Origin of the sequence: Sphingopyxis sp. 113P3 (assembly GCF_001278035.1) — a bacterium.
In the GTDB taxonomy this organism is placed as follows: Bacteria; Pseudomonadota; Alphaproteobacteria; order Sphingomonadales; family Sphingomonadaceae; genus Sphingopyxis.
On the sequence record NZ_CP009452.1, the window covers coordinates 1,039,978 to 1,059,467 of the forward strand.

Consider the following 19,490-nt stretch of genomic DNA (forward strand, 5'->3'; position numbering starts at 1 on the left):
TGCACGCCGCAAGATGAGATACGCTTGCCCATCAAACTCAACCTTTTTTATAGGGAATTCACGAGGGATGATGATCTCCTGCTCTCGTGCGTCCTCATGGAGATCCGCGGCTTTTGACAGGGATGCAGCTTGCTCCGCGTAACCAACAGCTAAAGCGCGCGATACCTAGGCGACAACGCTCCGTGTCGTGTTCCCCTTTCACGAAGGGAACCAGAAATGCCAAAGTCATAGGTCCGGCGGCTTCGCGCCATCATATTCTCGCCTGACGTAGGGCCGGGTCCGCTCCCGGACCCGCAGCAGGCGTTCATTTTCAGGAATTTATCTGCCCGGAAGGGCGGCCCTCCTGCGCGCGTCCAATGGCTGCAGCGCGGGGATGAGAGGCGTGCGCTCTTCCGGTCCAAGGGGGACCAAATGTCATCGCAATCTATTCGCCCGCTCCTCGCGCTCATTCTGGGAACGAGCGCTGCTGCCCTATATGCACCGCCTGCTTTGGCAACCGAGGCTGCCGATGAGGCCGACGGAATTGCGCCTGGGGAAATCGTCGTCACCGCGCAGGGCCGCGAGCAGCGTCTTCAGGATGTGCCACTGTCTGCGGCGGTCGTGTCGGGCGCGGCGCTTGAGAAAGGCAATATCAGGGACCTTCAGGATCTGGCGAGCCATGTCGCGAACGTGCGCATAGCGAGCGCCCCGGCAGCCGAACTCATCAATATTCGGGGCGTAGGCTCGGGGCTGAGCGCCAATTTCGAGCAATCGGTCGGTACCTTTGTCGATGGTGTCTATCGCGGCCGCTCGCGCTCGGCACGCGCCGCCTTGTTCGACGTGGACCGTGTCGAGATCCTCAAGGGTCCGCAAACCACCTACTTCGGCAACAATGCGATCGCCGGCGCGCTCAACATCACAACGCGCACGCCTGGCCACGAATTTGGCTATAACGCGAGTGCGCTGCGCGGTACCGACGGCGAATATGCCTATGAAGCGGGCGTCACCTTGCCGCTCGACGATAGCTTGAGCATTCGCATCGCGGCAAAGGCCTACGGCCTTGATGGCTATATCGAGAATGACCTCACCGGAGGGGCGGGACCCTTCCAGCGCGAATGGGTCGCGCGCGCTTCGATTGCCTGGACGCCGAGCGATCGCTTCCGCTCGGACCTGCGCCTCGACCGCGGACGAGCGCGCAACGAGGATGCCTATCCCGCACAGGTTCTGAACTGCGAGGCGGGCACTGCCACGGCGCAGGGGCTCTGCCTTCGCTACCTATCCGCCTATGGCGCGGGCGCCGATGATGATCTTGACCGCCACCGCGCCGGTGCCCCGAGCGATTACGACTATGACTATACCGAGCTTGCATGGCGGAACGAACTCGCCCTCGGCGCCGTCACGCTCAAGTCCCTGACGAGCTATTTCAAGCACGACGTCAATGCGATCTTCAATCTCTTTCCGCTGCCGCTCGTCGGGGTGGCGGGCAGCAATGTCCTCTTCTCTGCCGGGGGACCCGAAACCTACCGCAGCTTTGCCCAGGAAGTCCGGATCGAGTCCGACGACAGCGGCCCTCTGACCTATACGCTTGGCGCCTATTTCTCGCGCGGAAAGCTCTTCACGGACGGAACGCTCGGGGCCTTTTTTGCCCCGCTTGGCGCTGCGCTCACCGCCGTCGGCTACAATGCCTCGTCACCCCTCGCGTCCAACACTCTCTTCCATCAGACCGATCAGACCTGGTCGGCATTCGGTGCGGTGACGTGGCGTGCGACCGATCGGCTGCGCGTGAACGCATCGCTGCGCTACTCGATCGTCGACAAGAAAGCGGCGCGCTCGGTGGTTTCGGGACTTCACGATGGTTCGGCCGTCTTTGCCTCCTCGGCAACGATCATTCCGGGATCCCCTGCACAGCAGGCGGCGATCAACCAGGTGCTTGCGGTCGATGCGGCGCCTTTCGTCGACAGCAAGCGGCGCGACAGCAAGCTCATGCCCGGCATCGGGGTGCAATATGATTTCACCGGTGCCGTGATGGGCTATGCAAGCTACAATCGCGGCTTCAAGGCGGGCGGCTTCTCGAGCGCATCGAGCATCAATCTTTTCGGGCCCGAGACGGTCGATGCCTATGAAGTGGGCATCAAGTCGAGCCTTTTCGACAACCGCGCGACCCTGAATGTCAGCGCCTACTGGAACGACTTTAAGGATCTGCAGGAGGCGAGCAATTTCCTGTTGCCGAATGGCACGAGCCTCTCGCTCATCCAGAATGCGGCGAGAGCGCGTGTGCGAGGCGTTGAAGTCGGCGGCGCCTTCAAGCTGAGCGACGCTGTGACGGTGAATGCGGATCTTGCCTATCTCGATGCCAAATATCGCGACTTTCCGAACGGCCCGTGCACGCCGTCGCAAGTCCTGACCATCCCCAACTGCCGCCAGGATCTCTCGGGTGCCTCGCGCGCTTTCGCGCCGAAATTCAGCGGCAATATCGGGCTTGAATATTCCGCCCCGGTTGCGGGCGGCAGGATGAGCTTTGCGCCAAACCTCTTCTTCACGTCCAAATATGGGCAACAGGTCAACAACGACCCGCTTTTCTACCAGGAGGGCTATGCGAAGCTTGACGCGCGCCTGGCCTTTGCGGGCGATAGCGGGCGGTGGGAATTTGCGATCATCGGCAAGAACCTCACCGGCAAGACCACCGCAAGCTTTCGCAACTCGCTCCAGAATTTCGGCTCGGTCTTCGCGCTGGCCGAACGCGGGCGCTCGGCGGCCGTCCAGTTCTCGCTTCGTCACTGACCTTCCATTGGAAGAGGAATGAAATCATGAATATTTTCGTCAAAACCGCCCTTCTTGCCCTGGCGGCTTCCAGCTCGAGCCATGCGATCGCCAAGGCGGATGAGGGAGCCGACCGCCGCCCGAACATCGTCGTCATTGTCGCCGATGACCTCGGCTTGTCGGATCTCGGCGCCTTCGGCGGCGAAATCCGAACGCCCGCGCTCGATTCCATTGCCGAGGCGGGGGTGCGGCTCACCAACTTCCATAGTGCGCCTGCCTGCTCGCCCACGCGCTCGATGCTGCTCTCGGGCACCGATAACCACACCGCGGGGGTTGGTGCCATGGCCGAGACGCGGACGATGCGGGGAGGAGCCCAAACGCCTGGATGGGGCTATGAAGGCGTGATCACGACGAGGGTTGCAACGCTCGCCGAGCGCCTTCGCGCCGGGGGTTATCATACGATAATGAGCGGCAAATGGCATTTGGGGCTCACCGCCGACCAGAATCCGGCCGCGCGGGGCTTCGCTTCCTCCTTTGCGATCCTCCAGGGCGGCAATAACCACTTCGGAGGCGGCTTTGGTCCGGACAGCAATCCGAACCTGCGCGCCACCTATACCGAAAATGGCCGGGAAGTCGGTATTCCAGAGGAGTTTTATTCCTCCGACTACTTCACGACGAAACTCATCGAGCAGCTTGATGGCCGGCCAAAATCGGCGCCCTTCTTTGCCTATCTCGCCTTCACCGCGCCGCACTCGCCGCTTCAGGCGCCCGCGGAGGATATCGCACGGTACAAGGGCCGCTATGATCAGGGCTGGGCTGTGCTGCGCGAAGAACGTCTCGCGCGAATGAAGGCGCTCGGCATTGTGCCGGCATCTATAAAGGCCGCCGATATCGCAGGCTACCGTGAAGCGTGGGAAAAGCTCACGCCTGAGGAGAAGCGGATCGAGGCGCGCAAGATGGAAATCTACGCCGCGATGGTCGATCGGCTCGATCAGAATGTCGGGCGGGTGGTGACCTATCTCAAGAATACGGGGACCTACGAGAATACGATCATTCTCTTTTCGTCGGACAATGGTCCGGCCGCCGAAGGCGCCGAGCTTTACGGACTGCTTCCGGGCATGGCGGTACATATCGCGAGCCAGGACCAGAGCTTCGAGGCGATGGGCACCAAATCGTCGCTCCTTTTCTACGGCCCCAATTGGGCGCAGGCGGCCTCGGCGCCATACCGACTGCACAAGGGAGTGATTACCGAGGGAGGAACGCGGGTCGCCGCCTTTATCAAGGTGCCGGGCGCCGCACGCAAGCGCGAGATCAGCGATGCCTATGCAAGCGTCATGGATGTGACCCCGACCTTGCTCGATGCCGCGGGGCTGACAGCCGAACCGGTGTTCGATGGGCGGGAAGTCGCGCCGATACGGGGGCGCTCGATGCTCCCTTATCTGCAGCAGGCGACGCGGCAGGTTCATGCCGACGATGAGCCCATCGCCTTTGAACTGCATGGGCATCGCTCGGTCCGCCAGGGACGCTGGAAGCTCGTCTATCTGACGCCGCCTCACGGGACGTCGGCCTGGGCGCTCTACGACCTGGCGACCGACCCCGCCGAACAGCATGATCTCTCTGCCGCTCAACCGGAGCGCAAGCGGGTGCTGCTCGCTGCTTGGGATGAGTTCGCGCGCCAGACCCATATCGCGCCATGAAGGGTGCCGGACCCCTGACCCTGGCGCTCGGGTGTGCGATGGCTTGGGGGCTGCTCGCGCGCGAAGCTCCCCCGCCCGGCGCCAGCGCCACCAAAGCGCTCTGCGCCAAGGCGGGCGGGACCGTCACCATAGCGGCTGGCGCTACCGCGCTTGGCGAGGATGGTCCGGGCGTCCCGGGCGCCGTCACCAGGGTTCGGGCCTTTCGCATCGACCGCACCGAAGTCACGAACCGCCAGTTTGCGGCCTTCGTCGAGGCGACGGGTTATGTGACGGAAGCCGAAAAGCAGGGCGAGGCGGCGGTTTTCATCCCGCCGGACAGGCTTGAGCGCGGCCTTGAGGATCCCGGGCAATGGTGGCGCATGGTCGCCGGGGCGACCTGGAGACACCCCCAGGGCCCGGGGTCGTCGATCGACGGCGCGCTCGATCTGCCCGTTGTGCAGGTCACCTTCCGCGATGCGCTGGCCTATGCGCGCTGGCGCGGTGGGACATTGCCGAGCGAAGCGCAGTGGGAGCGCGCGGCTCGGGGCGATCAGCAGGGCCATCGCGATCGCCACAGCTGGGCCCGGTCGAAAGATGGCGCGCCGCTCGCCAATGCGTGGGACGGGGTCTTTCCGGTCGCGAACACGGGAGCGGACGGCTTTCGAGGCGTCGCTCCGGTCGGATGCTTTCCGCCCAATGATTTTGGGCTGTTCGATATGGTTGGAAATGTGTGGGAATGGACGCTCGGGGCCGGCGGCGAGCCGGCCGCGCTCCGCGGCGGATCCTATCTTTGTTCGCGCAACTATTGCGCCAATTACACCCCGACAGGCCGCCAGGAGCATGAAGCTGACCTTGCGACGTCGCACGCCGGCTTCAGGGTGGTCTATCCCGTCGGCGCCGGAGACGGGGGCGCCATGATGGACCGGGATTCCGGCGGCAATTGAGCAGGTTAAATCGGCTTTGGTGAAGCGGTGGTCCATGCTGGCGGCAGGCTAATGCTTGCTGGCCAATGAGAGGGTGGCTCCGAGAAGCGATTCGGACGATGCGTTTAAGCGGGCAGCCTAAGCAACCGAGGGTTAAACCGGTCGTTAAGGAGGGACGAATATTGCTAGGGTGAGGAAGTAGCAGAACAGCAATGCCAATATCCCCCGTTGCCGACGGCTCAGCGCCCGCCCAATCGGATGCCGTCGTGCGCGAGCAATATGCGAGCCTCGTGCGTCAGATTCCCCTGATGTACGCGCTCATGTTCCTCAACGTCCTGTTTCTGGCGCTCGTCACCACGGTCAACGGCACCTTGGCCGTCAGCCTCGTCGCACCGCTCGTGCTGATCGCGATCGTCGCCTCGCGCGGCGCCGCCTGGTACATGCGGCGCGGACGCACGGTGGGTGACGAGGAGATGCGGCGCTACCTGCGTTGGACGATCATCCGTGCGGGCGCCTTCAGCTTCCTGTTCGGCGGCTGGGGCCTTTATCTCTTCCTTGCCGCCGATCCGTTCCACACCCCAGCGATAGCGCTTTTTATCTTCGTCGGTTCGATCAGCTGCTGTTATTGCCTCCAGGCACTGCCTTCCGCCGCGCGTCTCGTGCTCCTGTTCGGCGCAATGCCGGTGACCGTCGGGCTCCTTTTCTCGCGCGACTTCTACTTCACGGGTACGGGTCTGACCTTTCTGCTTGGCGCAGCGGTTATCCTGCGGACGATCGCGACCACGCGCTCGGCGGTCTTTGAGTCGCTGCGTTCACGTTCCGAGATGGCCGCGCTTATCGAGGCGCTCCAGCGCAGCGAGGAACATTATCGCTATTCGGTCGAGCTCAACCCTCAGATACCCTGGATCAGCGATCCTGAAGGCCGGATCGTCGAAGTGGGGCCGCGCTGGAGCGAACTTACGGGCGTTTCGCCCAAGGCCGCGCTCGGCTGGGGCTGGACGGAAGCTGTGCACCCTGACGATCGGCCAGGCGTCCTCAGTCATTGGACGCAGGCGCTCACGTCCGAGGAAAATGCCGTTGCCGACGTGCGCTACCGCGTGCGCCATGCGGATGGCAGCTTCCGCTGGTGCCGCGCCCGCGCGCATCCGCGCCGCGACGAAGAGGGGCGGATCATCAGCTGGTACGGGACGCTTGAGGATATCCACGATCAGGTGACGGCGGAGCTCGCCCTGCGCGAGAGCGAGGAGCTCTACCGCCTTGCATCGCGCGCAACCAATGACGTGATCTGGGACATGTCGCACGTCACGGGCCGGATCGAGTGGGGCAATGGTGCTGAACAGATCCTCGGTTATCCCGAAGCGGCGAAAGGCACGTCTCTCGAGTGGTGGAAGGAACGCATCCACCCTGAGGATCTTGCTCACGTCAATGCAACCTATGACCGCATTCGCATCAATCGCCAGGACAGCTGGAGCCATGAATATCGGTTCCGCGCGGCATCGGGCGAATATATCAACATCTTTTCGCGCGGCTATGTCGTGCGCGGTGAGGACGGCGAGGCGGTGCGCTCGATTGGCGCGCTCCTTGATGTCACCGATGCGCGGAGGGCCGAACGGGAATTGCGCTGGGCCGCGAACCATGATCCTTTGACGGGCCTGCCCAACCGCAAGCTCTTCGGCGAAGTACTGGAAGCGGCGCTCGCATCGGAAGCCGCCGACGCGAAGTGCGTCGGGGTGATCGTCATCGATGTCGACGGCTTCAAGCTCCTCAATGACAGCCTGGGGCATGCAGCAGGCGATCAGCTGCTGCGAACCGTGGCCGAGCGGCTCCAGGCGAACCTCCCCCCCGACGCCACGGTCGCACGGCTCGGAGGCGACGAGTTTGCAGTGATCATGACCGGTCTTGGCCGCGATGAGCCGCTCGTCCCGGCGGCCGAGGCCATCCTGAACGGCGTCGGCGATGCCTTGACCATCGACGAAGGCGTCGTCGAGGTGAGCATCAGCGCCGGCGCCGCCATCTGGCCCGCGGATGGGCAGGACGCTGAGGCTCTTTTGAAGAGCGCCGACCTTGCTCTTTATGCTGCCAAATCCGACGGGGCAGGGGGCGTTCGCGCGTTCCGCGCGGACATGCGCGAGGCCGCCGAAAGCCGCAAGTCGATGCTGCGCCAGGCGCGCAGTGCGCTGAGCGATGACCGCATCATTCCCTTTTACCAGGCCAAGGCAGACCTGGTGACGGGCGAAATCGTCGGGTTCGAGGCGCTGCTTCGCTGGCATCACCACCGGCGGGGATTGCAGCCCCCCGACGCCATTCGCGCGGCCTTTGAGGATACGCTGCTCGCGACCGCACTCACGGACCGGATGATCGACCATGTCCTCGCCGACATGGAGAGTTTGACCGAGAAAGGCATCGCGTTCGGCCGTATCGCGATCAACGGGTCGCTGGCAGACTTTCGGCGCGACGATTTTGCAGACCGGATCTTGACCAGGTTCCAGCAGCAAGGATTGCCGCCCACACTTCTCGAACTCGAGGTGACCGAGAGCGTCTTTGTCGATCATCTTGCGGCCAATGTTGAGCGCGCGCTGCAGACGCTCGCTGCCGAAGGCGTTTCGATCGCGCTCGACGACTTCGGCACCGGCTATGCTTCGCTGACCCATTTGCATCAGTTTCCCGTGCACGTGCTCAAGATCGACCGGTCGTTCATCTCGCGGCTCGACACCGAAGAGAGCGCCGATTTCGCGATCGTCCACGGTGTTATCGACATCGCGCGTCGCATGAAGATCGCAACGGTTGCCGAAGGCGTCGAGAATGAAAGGCAGCTTGGCCGCTTACGCGAGCTTGGCTGCGACATCGGGCAAGGCTATCTCGTCAGCCGCGCGATCGGGATCGAGCGCGTGCCCGGCTGGCTGAAGCGCTGGTCGCAGCATCCCCCGGCCTGGTCGCGCATGGCGACAAGCGAGCCGGTCGGCCGCCAGGGTGGCAGCGGGCAGTGAGCAGGCTTTCGCTCTTCCAGCGGGCTTCTCGCGCGAAGCCACGCTCGCGTTAGGGAAGGCGTCTTCAGGCGGCGAGTTCGGCTTCGGCGACGTCGGCTTCGAGGCAGAAGAGCGCGCGGGCCTTGCCGCCCGCTTTCGCGCGGTAGAGCGCGGCATCCGCGCATGCGAGAAGCCGCTCGAGCTCGAGTCCGAGCTTCGGCGCTGTCGCGATCCCGACGCTCACCGAAACCGACAAGGACAGCTCCCCTATGATGTAGGGCCTGCTGAGCTCGCGGATGATCCGGCGCGCGAGCATTTCGGCCTCGCTCTCCTCGCTGATCCCTGTCTGCAGCACGATGAACTCGTCACCGCCGAGGCGCGCAACGACATCGCCGGCGCGCACCATCGCTTCGAGGCGCCGCGCGACTTGCTTCAGAAGTTTGTCGCCCACGGGGTGACCATGGAGATCATTGACGGCCTTGAAGCCGTCGAGATCGAGATAATGAAGCGCGAGGAGGCTTTTGGCGCGCACCGCGGCGGCGGCGCGTTCCTGAAACTGCTCGCGCAGCCGAAGCCGGTTCGAAAGACCCGTGAGTGCGTCGGTTCGTGCAAGCTTCGCCATGTCGTGGCGCGCTGTGTGGTGCTCTACGGCGGAGTGATAGAGGTGGAAGACCGTCTGGAGGCTGAGGACGGCGATCGCGGCGATGATGAAGGCTTCGGCGAGAAACATCTCGCCGTGCAGCGGGTCGCTCGTCGGCTCGGCTGCGTGAAGCGCAAGACTGGTTGCGGTGGGAAGGGCGGCGACGAGCAGACTCGCGACGCAGGCGAAGGGCCTCACCGAGGTGCGTGCGACGATGCCCGCGCCAAAGCCGAAGACGAGGCTTACGGTGAGGAGATGAACCGTCGGATCATGTCCCCTCATGGCTGCAATGTTGAGGAGCGCGAGCAAAGCGGCTGACGTCAAATTGCCCGCAGCATAGCGGCGCTCCCAGCGCCTGAGCTCCTCAAAGCCAAGGATGGGCGCTGCGCGGTGGAAGGCGGCGATGGTGGCAAGCCTTGCGATTGTCGTGAGCGCGCCGGCTGCAGCGAGCAGATAAAGAAAGGGGTTGCCCAAGTGGAGGCCGACAAGGATCGCGATGCCGACAAAAACGGCGCCCAGCCCAAAAATGGGCAAGCGCATGCTGTAGAGCATCTCGATGAAATCGCGGTAGACCGGCAAAGGCAGCAGGGCTGCGTCCGCGAAAATGCGCTGACGAAACGTGGTCGCGATCGGTGGCGTGGGGGCCGATCTGTCCATGGCGCCGATCATCCTCCGATCCTGTTAAACTTGGGTAACCCAAGGGCTCCGAGTCTGGTCACGCGGATGCATCTCGTGCGAATGACGCCACGATAGGGTCTGGACGGCCCCGGCCGCCAGGCATTCACCGACTCGTTACGGGGCCGGTAGCTTGACCTCGGGCAATGCGTCCAGCCTTGCCTTGGTCATCGTTGTCTGAAGATCGGTGTCGGTGCCCCGCACCACCGGCGTGAGGCCGAGTATGGGCAGATGGACATAGCGGTCTCCCGGTCCTTCAAGCTCGACCAAAAGCCGGTCAACCTTGCCCGAAGCGTCACGCAGGACCTGTGCCACCTCACCGAGTTCCCTACCGTCGGATCCGACGATGTCGGCGTCGAGAAGCTGTGCCTCGCTCAGTCCGAGGGCAGCGGGTGTCGGTCCCGCCACAGTCGCGCTGGTTTCGGCCGCCCGCTCAAGCCTTTCTTCCGCGGCATCATTCTTGTCCGAGCAGGCTGCAACGAAACAAAGCGGCAGGGTCATCAGGAGCAGTTTTTGCATGTCATTTCCTTTCGCTGATGATCGCTAACGCCTCTGCTCGCGCGTCGGTTGCCCGGGCGGCGGCGCGATGGAGAGAAGCGAGGTGGGGCCAGCCTTGAGGCGGCAGACCTCGCTTGAGCCTCAGTCGCCGAAGCCGAGAAACCTCACCTGCTCGCCGAGCGGAACGCGTTCGCGCTCGAACAGGTTGACAGGCGCCTCGGCCTCGCGCCATCCGATCGACAAACCGCAAAACAGGAGTGTGTCATCGTCAAGGCCGAGCTCGGCTTTGATCGTGCGCCCATAGACCCCCATATATTCCTGCGGGCAGCTGTCGAGGCCCTCGCCGCGAAGCAAAAGCATGATGGTCTGGAGCCACATTCCCACGTCCGACCATTGCGGCTCCTTCATGAATTTCGGAAAATGGCAAAGGAGGAGAACCGGTGCACCGAAGCAGGTGATATTGTCGCGCACGAAATCGGCGCGGCGATCCTTCTCGTCGCGTGCGACGCCGACGGACGCATACATGGCGGCGCCGAGCGAGCGCAGCCGTGACTGATATTTTTCATGCGCTCCGGGCGCGGAGAAATCATATTCCAGGGGATCGTCGGGCTGGCTCGCGAGAAGCCGCGTCTGCAGCGAGCGCAGCGGCTCGCCCGTGAGGACGATGGCCTCCCAGGGCTGGAAGTTGCAGCCCGAAGGCGTGAAGCGGGCCTGGTCGAGCACCCGGTAGATGGTCTCGAAAGGCACTGGCCGATCTTCAAAGGCCCGGATGGAACGGCGGCTGGCTACGGCTTCTGCAACATTCACGATGCAATATCTCCTCGAGGGTCTGCGCATAGACGTATCGGGCCCGGCGGGGTGCGCAACGCAGAAAGGATGGGGCCGCGAACAAGAAAAACTTCGCACTCGAAGCGATCGATGATCGGCGCTGAGTTCCCTTGCACTCAGATCGACGATTTCCAGCCGGCCGTGTTCATATCCCGCAGGCTCTCGACGGGAGGGCCCCAGTTTGCCGTGAGGGCATTCCAGAGATTGGCGACATTGTCGCGGCCGATCCGGCGCTCGAGTTCCGCGGTAAGCTGGAACACGGCATCGCGCGCATCATTGGCCCGCTTTTGACCAAGCGGTGTGATGGTAACGATCTTCGCGCGCTTGTCGCCGGGATCGGCTTCCATGGCGAAAATGCCCGTTTCGATCATCTCAGCAATGATGGTGCTAGCCGACTGGCGCGAGATGCCGAGCGCGCGCGCGATGGCAGCGGGACGATTGCACCCTTGTCGCACGAGGATCATTGCCATCGTCTGCGACCTTGAAACCTCGGCCCATCCCGCTTCGGTCATCAAGGTCTGGAGGCCTGCGTCGAACCAGCTGAAGGCCTCGAACAGGGGAATGAACAGCGTTTCAACACGTACCATGAGTCTAGCCTTTGTCGGGAAGGTCGGCGATCCCGTGGGGGATAGCCTGGGGGCTGCATCAACATGGGGAGAAGGCGTGGCGTCCCGCGCGCTCAGTCGGACCCCCGAGTCTTGCAAGTTCGCGGCTCATTTCCCCCGTGCGCGCGGCTGCGAGTGCATCCGTTATAGGACCATGAACCCAAGGAATCCAGACATTTTATGTCATGATATCTACCTATATTTGTCAGTTTTATTGACATTACAGGATCGGCTGGTTAGAGGGCTGGCAAACAAACAGGGATGGGGATGAGAGATGACATCATCGGCGCACGAGGATGATCTTGCGGTCATCGACGCCATTCACAGCTGGTGTGCTGCAATCGACGGGCGCGATTGGGCTGCGCTGGAAGCGCTGATCACCGACCCGATTCTTATCGACTATAGCTCGAATGGAACCACGGGCGGCCATCTGGCGGCCTCCGAGTGGACCGATCGCCTCCGCGTCCTGCACGGGTTCGACAAGACGCTGCACATGGTGAGCAATGTCCGTCCCCATGTGGACGGCGATGCGGCGATCTGCACCTCTTACGTCAACGCGATGCATTTTCTCATGGACGGCGAGGAGGAGTTCCACGCGCACGCCTGCGGTCAGTATCGCCATGATCTCATCCGGATCGAAGGGCGCTGGCGTATCAAGGGCGCGACATTTCTTCTCGCGGGGCGCCAGGGGGGGCACAAGGAGTTCGACAGGGCCTTTGCCAGGGCCCGGGAGCTTGCGCCCCAGCGCATGTAGGCGGGAGCCGGGCAACACTTTCCTTTCCGCGAGGCCAGGGGCCGCCTCATCGCAAGAGGGCCGGACGCGGGGGAAGCTTTCAAAACTTAGGTGCTTATTTAGCTAACTAACTAAAAATGGGGAGAATCGGAATATGCGACGGCTTGAGTATCTGTTCCTTGGCGCAAGCTCCCTCATGTTTGCGGCGCAGCCCGCGATGGCGCAGGAAATGGAGGCCCAGCCGGCGGCTGTAGAAAGAGCGGCCGACGATATTGTGGTCACGGCTCAAAAGCGTGAGCAGAGCCTCCAGGATGTGCCGATTTCCATTGCTGTCGTAACGGGCGAGGCGCTTTCCGATTTCCACGCCAAGGATATGGCCGACATCGCAGCGTCGGTGCCAAACCTTTTCGTCGAACGCCTCAACGCCGCCGACGTCATCTATATTCGCGGCTTCGGCTCGGCGCCTTCCAATTTCGCCTTCGACCAGTCGGTCAGCCTCTATCAGGACGGCATCTATGCGGGGCGCGGCAAGCAGTTCGAGGCGCCCTTCTTCGATATCGAGCGGATCGAGGTGCTGCGCGGACCGCAAGGCGCGCTTTTCGGGAAAAATACGCCCGCGGGTGCGATCAGCATCGTCACCGCCAATCCCACCCCCACGTTCGAGGCGGGGATTACGGGCACCTATAATTTCGATCTCGAGGGCACCGAATTCACAGGCTATGTCTCAGGCCCCGTGACCGACAATCTTGGCGTTCGCCTGGCGGTCAAGGCTCTCGATCTTGGCGGATATATTCCCAATCGCACGACCGGAAAGCGCGACCCGCGTCGCAATCAGACGCTTGCGCGCCTGACGCTTCAATATGAAAATGCAGGCTTCGATGCGACGGCCAAGCTCGAATATAGCCGCTCGCGTACCAAGGGCGCCGCAATCGTCCTTTCGACCGTGACCGCGCCTTTGGAAATTACCAAGGACCGCTTCGCCGACGATTATCCCTTCGGCTTTGCCGAATCGAACAATGTGACGTCGAAAAATGCGTCGCTCACGGCGAACTACGAGATTGGCGACCATGTTCTGACCAGCATCACGGGATACTCCGCTTATGACGCGAACCGGTCGAACTCCTATGCGAAGGACGTCCCTGCCATCTTCCTCAACCGGATCTTCGAGGAGTTTGAACAATTCTCGCAGGAAATCCGCCTGGCCTCTCCTGAGGGCAAGCCGCTCGAATATATCGTCGGGACCTATTTCGACTGGAGCGACTATGAGCTTGAGTATCCGCGCTACTACACCGGGCTGCCGAGCGGCCTGACGGGCTCGAACAACTCGCTCTTCGATCAGTCGGCGCAGACCCTGTCCTTCTTCGCGCAGGCGACCGCCAATCTCTCGTCCGCGTTCCGGATCATCGGAAGCGCGCGCTACACCCGCACCAAGAAGCGCGGGAATTTCGAGACGATCACGCTTTCGGGCATGCCTTTTGGCGCAGAGACGACCGCCAAGGGGCGCATCTCGGAGGACAATGTCGATCCCTCTTTGACCGCGCAATTCGATGTGACGCCCGATGTCATGCTCTATGCGTCCTACGGCCGCGGTTCGAAATCGGGCGGCTTTGTCAGCAATACGGTGGGCACGGTCGACAGCACCTTCATTTATCGCCCCGAGCGGTCGACCAACTATGAAGTGGGCGTCAAAGCCGCGCTGCTCGACCGGATGCTCACCCTCGACCTTGCGCTTTACGATCTCACCTTCAAGAATCTCCAGACGTCGGTCTACGATCCGACGCTCAGCCCTCCGGGCTTCGTGACCAAAAATGCTGCGAGCGCGACGTCACGCGGTATCGAATGGTCGGTCGGGCTTCGCCCTGCGCAGTGGCTGAAGCTGAGCTGGAGCGGCGCGTACCAAAATGCCGAGTACGACAATTTTCCGGGTGCAAGCTGCCTTACAAGCCAGCCGATCTCGGTCTGTAATCCGGCGGCTCCCGTGGGCGCGCCGAACAATCCTGCGAACAACAATCTTGCAGGCTACAAGCTCGCCTTCTCGTCGAAGTGGAGCGGGTCGATCCAGGCACAGATCAAGGCGCCGATTGCCGATCGCTACCTGCTCGCGACCACCGCGGCGATGAATTACCGCTCCAAGTTCTTCATCTCGGATAACCAGGACCCGGTTTACGGTATCCAGCCATCCTATCAGAAGCTTGATCTGAGGGTAGAGTTCGGCGACCGGGACGAGCGATGGAATGTGGCGCTGGTGGGCCGCAACCTCACCAACGAGCGGACCTATTCCTTTGCCTTCCTCTGGCCCGGGTCACTTTCCTACACCCCGAGCGGCCACCGCTACCTGGAGGAAACCCGCACGATAGCCATCGAAGGCAATCTGCGTTTCTAAGCGGTCCTTCATGCGCACGGAAATCGAACAGGGCGAGGCACCGCCGCGCGCGGCGACGGTGCCTCGTGAGCGCCGATGGGCCCTCGCGCTCATGCTCGCGATCACGACCTGTGCCTTCATCGACCGGGCGATCCTCAACACGGTCGGCCAGGCCATTCGCGATGATCTGAAGCTCAGTGATCTTCAGCTCGGGTTGCTGGGGGGCGCGGCTTTTTCCATTCTTTACGGAACGCTCGGCATCCCGGTTGCGCGCTGGGCCGAGCGATCCGACCGGATCGGCATCGTCTCGATCGCGGTCACCATCTGGTCGAGCATGACGATGCTGTGCGCGATGGCCACGGGCTTCTGGCAGCTCCTGTTGATGCGCATCGGGGTCGGGGTTGGTGAAGCGGGGGCAAACGCCCCCGTCCAATCCTATCTGTCGGATCTTTATCCGCCCGAACGGCGCGGCACGGTTGTCGGAATTCTCGGTCTATCGGTTCCGCTCGGCATCATTATCGGCGGGATCGGCGGCGCCTGGGTCGCGCAGCATCATGGCTGGCGCATGGCCTTCCTCCTCGTCGGGCTCCCGGGCCTTGTTCTCGCCGCCGCGGCGCGGCTGACACTCCGGGACAAGCGGCCGCCGGTCGCAAAAGCCGAGATACCCTCGCTGCGCACGGTGCTCGCGACGCTTTGGGAGAGCCGGAGTTTTCGTCAGATGATTGCAGGCGGCGTGGTGACAAGCTTCATCGGGCAGGCGGTGCTCGCCTTTGGGCACCCCTTTTTCGTGAGAAACTTCGGCCTCAGCTATACCGAGGCGGCGGTCTATTTTGCGCTCGTCAACGGCGCGTCGGTCGCGGGGGGCTACATGGTCGGCGGCTTTGTCGTCGACCGGTTCGTGACCCGCGATGTTCGCTACTACGGGTGGATACCCGCGCTCATGATGCTGCTCGCGGGACCCTTTTATATCGCAGGCTTCCTCCAGCGTGAGCTTCTCCCAGGGCTCATCCTCCTCGCGATCCCGGGCGTGTTTTCAGCAAGCTATTATGCGCCTGTGCTCGCGGTGACCCAGAACATCGTCGCAAGCCGGATGCGCGCGACAGCGATCTCGATCGTGCTGCTCGCAATGAATATCATCGGCCTTCTGCTCGGCCCGCTCACCGCGGGAGCGCTTAGCGACTTCTATTTTGCGCAGGCGCTCCCGGCAGGCATCGACGCTGCGGCCTGCCGCGCGGCGATGACCGCCCTTTGCGAGGCAGCATCGGCGCGCGGCGTGAGCTACGCTCTTGCCACCATCTGCCTGCTCTTCTTGTGGTCGGCCGTCCATTATTTCGCCGCGAGCCGGCATCTGGAGCGCGACATTGATTTTCAGCAACAACAGGATGGGAACCCATGATCAAGATGTCCTTTGCCGTCTACCGCCGTCCCGATCTCACCCAGGAGCAGTTCCTCGACCACTGGTTCAACATTCACGCCCCGATCGCCAAGAAATACGCCAAGGCCTTGCGGATCAGGCGATATGTCCAGCTCCACGGTGGCGACTATGAGGCGGCCCGGCAGATGACCCAATCGCGCGGCTGCCAGCCGCCGCACGACGGCGTCGTCGAGATCTGGTGGGATTCTGAAGAGGATCGACTTGCGGGCGCGGCGTCGCCTGAGGGCCAGGAAGGCGGCCGCCTGCTCCAGGCTGACGAGCTCAATTTCTGCGATATGTCGCGCTCGAGCGTCATGTTTGGCGTGGAGCGGGTCATCATTGACGAACTGGACGGGTAGCGAGGAAGCATGGTCGGCGGCGTCAGGCGTCCCGCATACGCCGCTTGCTCGCTCGCCGCCGGATGCACCTGGAGGCCGGGAGGAGCCGTTCCAGTCAGGATCCCGGACCGATGCGCATCGGTGATGGAGAAGCATGGCGGCCGCCGTGGTTCGCCTTGATCCCCCCCTCGCTACTGACGGGCAGCGAAGCCATAAGCAGGCTGTTCGCAACCGCCTGAGCATTTTCGGTCAGCTCGTTGTCGGCGAGTTCGCCCGCCGTCCAGAAGGACAGGGTTCCGCGAACGGCAAAGGCGAGGTGGCGCGCAAGCATCTGCAGCGCCTCGTCCTTCTTAGCCACCATCTGGCCGCTTCCGTCGCCCAGAGCCAGCCGCCAGAGGCCTGTCGACAATTCCAGCGCGCGGCCCGGTGCCGGGCTCGCGGTTCCGATCACACCCATCACCGCGCGATTGACCCGCGGCTCTTCGAGCATTCCCTCAGACGCAATCCGGGTGGCAAGAAGGACCCTTTCAAGAGCGTCCGCGAGCGGCGGATGCTCGGTAAAGCGCTTCGCCATGAGCTCGATCCGCCGCTCGGCGAGCGCCTGCATGATCGCGGCCTTGCTCCCGAACCGGTTGAACGGCGTCGCAAAGCTGACGCCGGCCTCGGAGGCGAGGTCGCGCATCGAGAATTCCGCCTTGCCTTCGCGGAGCAGGCGCTCGGCTGCGTCGATGACGCGCTGGCGGACGGGCCCGCCCCGTGCGGCGGACGGTAATTTTCGGGTCTTGATCCGGGTCGTGAGCTATCGATATCATGATATAGTCATCGATCCTGTCCACCGGAGTAGACCATCAACTCGCACGAATCGATCCCTTCGATCGGGTTCAAGTCGCTTGTGTCGTTCGTGTCTGCCAGCGCGCAGCAGCTTGTTAGCTGCGGGGAGGCATTATTCTATGATTTGCGCGAGCAGCCGAATATCGCAGCGAGGCCGATCACTTACGCAAGTATCTCGCCCGCTCAGAGCGAACCGCGGCTGAGCTCGGCGCGAATCCGTTCTACGAAAATCGCGATAATTCCAAGCCCGCTGACAGCGGGCTGGATGATTAGGTCCGGTACCCTCTACTGGTTCGCTGAGGAGCGGACCATGAGGTTCGACGCGGATGACCTGCTCTACCTCGACTCCCAGACCGCCATGCTCCGGCCTTTAAGCGGAGTGCAGCGCTTACCCGATTGCCGTCAGGCCAAGTGGCGGAACATTGCCGACTTTCGATGGTTAGCCTTGCATATTCATCGGCAAGGGAGATTCGAGATGAACAGCAATTGTTGGACCATGGTCGCCCTTCCGGCTCTCCTAGCGGGTTGCAACTCTCCCGACACTTCGACGCCCGCGGCACCGGTTAACAGCAAGGCTTTCGAAGAAGCGGCGCTGAGTGGTGCCGGGCAAGCGCCGTCCCAAAGCGCCGCCGCGGAACTCAAGGCAGCGGATGGCAAGCCTGTTGGCAGGGCGAGGGCGACGGTCAACGACGGGCGCGTTATGCTGAGCTTGCAAGTCGAGGGGCTCCCGCCAGGCGAACACGGCGTCCATGTGCATATGACCGGAAAGTGCGACGCCCCCAAATTCGAAAGTGCGGGTGCACACTGGAATCCCGCAAACACCAAGCACGGCCTTGAAGCTCCCGGCGGGCAACATGCCGGCGATATGCCGAACCTCGTGGTCGACCCCAATGGGCGCGGGAGCATTTCGTACGAGCTGAAGGGTGCGACGTTCGCTGGTCTGATGGACGGGGACGGGTCGGCCATGGTGGTCCACGCGTCGGCCGACGACCAGAAGACCGACCCATCGGGCAATAGTGGCGATCGCATCGCTTGCGGTATATTCAACGTCGTCTGAGCGATCGATAACACCCCTGGTTGTTGCGTCCCGTGCATACCGCTCTCATGGCGCACCTTATTTCAGGTTCTTGTGTTTCCGGGAGGATGGGCATTTGGCGACTGAGGAGGATCTTTATCGGATCGAGGCGGGCTTTTGGCTCAAGGGAAGAAAGCATTTCCTCGAGAATGTCTATGAAAAGTGCCTCCTTGCTTTTCCCCAGATGACCGAGATGCATGGGGTACATTCGCGTGAAGAAGTTGCGTCAACTGCGACAAGTTCAAACCGCTGGCGTGACCTCGCGATGACAGACCGCGCGCTAGTGGAGAACGATGACCTTGCAATTATCAGTTACCGCGCCGAGGCGACGCGCGCCGACGACGAGCCCTATACGGCGCTGGTGAGCTCGGGCTATGTACGGCGCTCAGGCGGCTGGAGGCTCATCTTCCACCAGCACTCGCCGCTCTGAGCAAAACTGGCCCTCCTAAATCGCGATGAAGCGGCGGCTGTGCGCGATGATCTTGGCGATGAGCGGCCGCGACTCGGAAGCGCCGAGTCCTTGTTCAATGATGCCTACGCCCGGCTCTCGGCTTCCTTCTTGCTGACGCCGAGCTCACAGATTTCCTCGATGTGCTCGGCCTTGCGCCTTTGCTTGTCGGTCTACCTAGCCTTGTCGCCTCGTGGCATGATCCCTCTCCTTGGTTCCCTCGATTTTCTGCAACGCGCGAGATACGCCATCTGTCCGGTCGTCACGCGTGGTTCGGGCGCAAATCCCTGGACAGATGTCCACAGAGCCGTGCTGGCGCCATGTCTGCGGGTGAGCAACGCCTTGAGGCTCTCAATCGTGCTCGCCGCGCCCTAATTGTGAAGATATAGGCGGCCCGCCGTTTCCCGAAGATGCGCATGCTTGAGTTGGTCGTCGAATGGTCCGAATGCCCGTCCCCGGGAAGTAGTGCTCTGCGGCCCATTTTATCTTTGCGGAGCAATCTACCTGCCGCGCGGGAGACCGATGTGGATGACCGGGCTACTCTTCCTCTTGGGCGATCCGCCTGCGCTCACGGCGGCTGTCGATGAACATCCGCACGATCACGCCCCAGAGCAGGCCGATCGCGATGAGGAGCGGGGCCATTGCTTCGAGAAAAGATGCATGCATCAGGACCTCCTTGGGGAATTTGCCGGAGCAACTCCCAAATTGTGCAAAGGATGCGTCGACCCGGCATTAACTG

16 protein-coding genes are annotated in these 19,490 nt (G+C 62.5%); 10 read left to right on the forward strand and 6 right to left on the reverse strand.

Annotation, left to right across the window (positions count from 1 at the left end):
• Positions 1-411: 411 nt before the first annotated feature.
• From LH20_RS05030 to LH20_RS05045, 4 genes are all read left to right on the forward strand, one after another.
• Positions 412-2,760, forward strand: coding sequence for a TonB-dependent receptor (locus LH20_RS05030; RefSeq protein WP_083455309.1), 2,349 nt, complete (start codon positions 412-414; stop codon positions 2,758-2,760).
• A gap of 26 nt (positions 2,761-2,786) precedes the next feature.
• Entirely contained in the window at positions 2,787-4,436 is a 1,650-nt protein-coding gene (locus LH20_RS05035; protein WP_053553283.1) for an arylsulfatase, read from the forward strand.
• A complete protein-coding gene (locus LH20_RS05040) occupies positions 4,433-5,359 on the forward strand; it encodes an SUMF1/EgtB/PvdO family nonheme iron enzyme (protein WP_053553284.1) in 927 nt (308 codons plus the stop codon). Before LH20_RS05035 ends, LH20_RS05040 begins: the two co-directional genes overlap by 4 nt.
• 191 nt (positions 5,360-5,550) lie before the next feature.
• Positions 5,551-8,325 carry an EAL domain-containing protein gene (locus LH20_RS05045; protein ID WP_053553285.1) on the forward strand — a complete coding sequence of 925 codons (2,775 nt, stop codon included), beginning with the start codon at positions 5,551-5,553 and terminating at the stop codon, positions 8,323-8,325.
• Between the two features lie 64 nt (positions 8,326-8,389).
• Here LH20_RS05045 and LH20_RS05050 read toward each other — a convergent pair whose 3' ends face one another.
• The 4 genes from LH20_RS05050 to LH20_RS05065 form a co-directional block, all read right to left on the reverse strand.
• Positions 8,390-9,601, reverse strand: coding sequence for a GGDEF domain-containing protein (locus tag LH20_RS05050; protein WP_235527120.1), 1,212 nt, complete (start codon positions 9,599-9,601; stop codon positions 8,390-8,392).
• A 135-nt stretch (positions 9,602-9,736) separates the two neighbouring features.
• The gene (locus tag LH20_RS05055; protein WP_053553286.1) at positions 9,737-10,138 is read right to left on the reverse strand and encodes a PRC-barrel domain-containing protein; all 402 of its coding nucleotides are present in this window, start codon (positions 10,136-10,138) and stop codon (positions 9,737-9,739) included.
• A gap of 120 nt (positions 10,139-10,258) precedes the next feature.
• Positions 10,259-10,954, reverse strand: a complete 696-nt coding sequence (locus tag LH20_RS05060) for a nitroreductase (RefSeq protein ID WP_321164238.1) — start codon at positions 10,952-10,954, stop codon at positions 10,259-10,261.
• A gap of 107 nt (positions 10,955-11,061) precedes the next feature.
• Positions 11,062-11,532 (reverse strand): MarR family winged helix-turn-helix transcriptional regulator, encoded by a 471-nt coding sequence (locus LH20_RS05065; RefSeq protein WP_053553288.1) that lies wholly within the window; start codon positions 11,530-11,532, stop codon positions 11,062-11,064.
• A gap of 292 nt (positions 11,533-11,824) precedes the next feature.
• On the opposite strand from LH20_RS05065, the gene LH20_RS05070 reads away from it, so the two are divergent.
• The 4 genes from LH20_RS05070 (at position 11,825) to LH20_RS05085 (ending at position 16,418) form a co-directional block, all read left to right on the forward strand.
• A complete protein-coding gene (locus LH20_RS05070; RefSeq protein WP_053553289.1) occupies positions 11,825-12,304 on the forward strand; it encodes a nuclear transport factor 2 family protein in 480 nt (159 codons plus the stop codon).
• A 133-nt stretch (positions 12,305-12,437) separates the two neighbouring features.
• A complete protein-coding gene (locus tag LH20_RS05075) occupies positions 12,438-14,666 on the forward strand; it encodes a TonB-dependent receptor (protein WP_053553290.1) in 2,229 nt (742 codons plus the stop codon).
• Between the two features lie 10 nt (positions 14,667-14,676).
• Positions 14,677-16,041: a spinster family MFS transporter gene (locus LH20_RS05080; protein WP_053553291.1), complete on the forward strand. Its 1,365-nt coding sequence runs from the start codon at positions 14,677-14,679 to the stop codon at positions 16,039-16,041.
• Positions 16,038-16,418, forward strand: a complete 381-nt coding sequence (locus LH20_RS05085) for an EthD domain-containing protein (RefSeq protein ID WP_053553292.1) — start codon at positions 16,038-16,040, stop codon at positions 16,416-16,418. Before LH20_RS05080 ends, LH20_RS05085 begins: the two co-directional genes overlap by 4 nt.
• Positions 16,419-16,512: 94 nt before the next feature.
• Here the strand turns inward: LH20_RS05085 and LH20_RS05090 are convergent, their stop codons facing one another.
• Complete coding sequence (locus LH20_RS05090; RefSeq protein WP_083455310.1) at positions 16,513-17,184, reverse strand: TetR/AcrR family transcriptional regulator; 672 nt, start codon at positions 17,182-17,184, stop codon at positions 16,513-16,515.
• Positions 17,185-17,703: 519 nt separating this feature from the next.
• Here LH20_RS05090 and LH20_RS05095 point away from each other — a divergent pair.
• Both LH20_RS05095 and LH20_RS23460 read left to right on the forward strand, forming a co-directional pair.
• A complete protein-coding gene (locus tag LH20_RS05095) occupies positions 17,704-18,285 on the forward strand; it encodes a superoxide dismutase family protein (RefSeq protein ID WP_053556099.1) in 582 nt (193 codons plus the stop codon).
• Between the two features lie 283 nt (positions 18,286-18,568).
• Positions 18,569-18,733 (forward strand): hypothetical protein, encoded by a 165-nt coding sequence (locus LH20_RS23460; protein WP_158501102.1) that lies wholly within the window; start codon positions 18,569-18,571, stop codon positions 18,731-18,733.
• A gap of 555 nt (positions 18,734-19,288) precedes the next feature.
• Here LH20_RS23460 and LH20_RS24165 read toward each other — a convergent pair.
• Entirely contained in the window at positions 19,289-19,417 is a 129-nt protein-coding gene (locus LH20_RS24165; RefSeq protein WP_268796096.1) for a hypothetical protein, read from the reverse strand.
• Between the last annotated feature and the right edge of the window lie 73 nt (positions 19,418-19,490).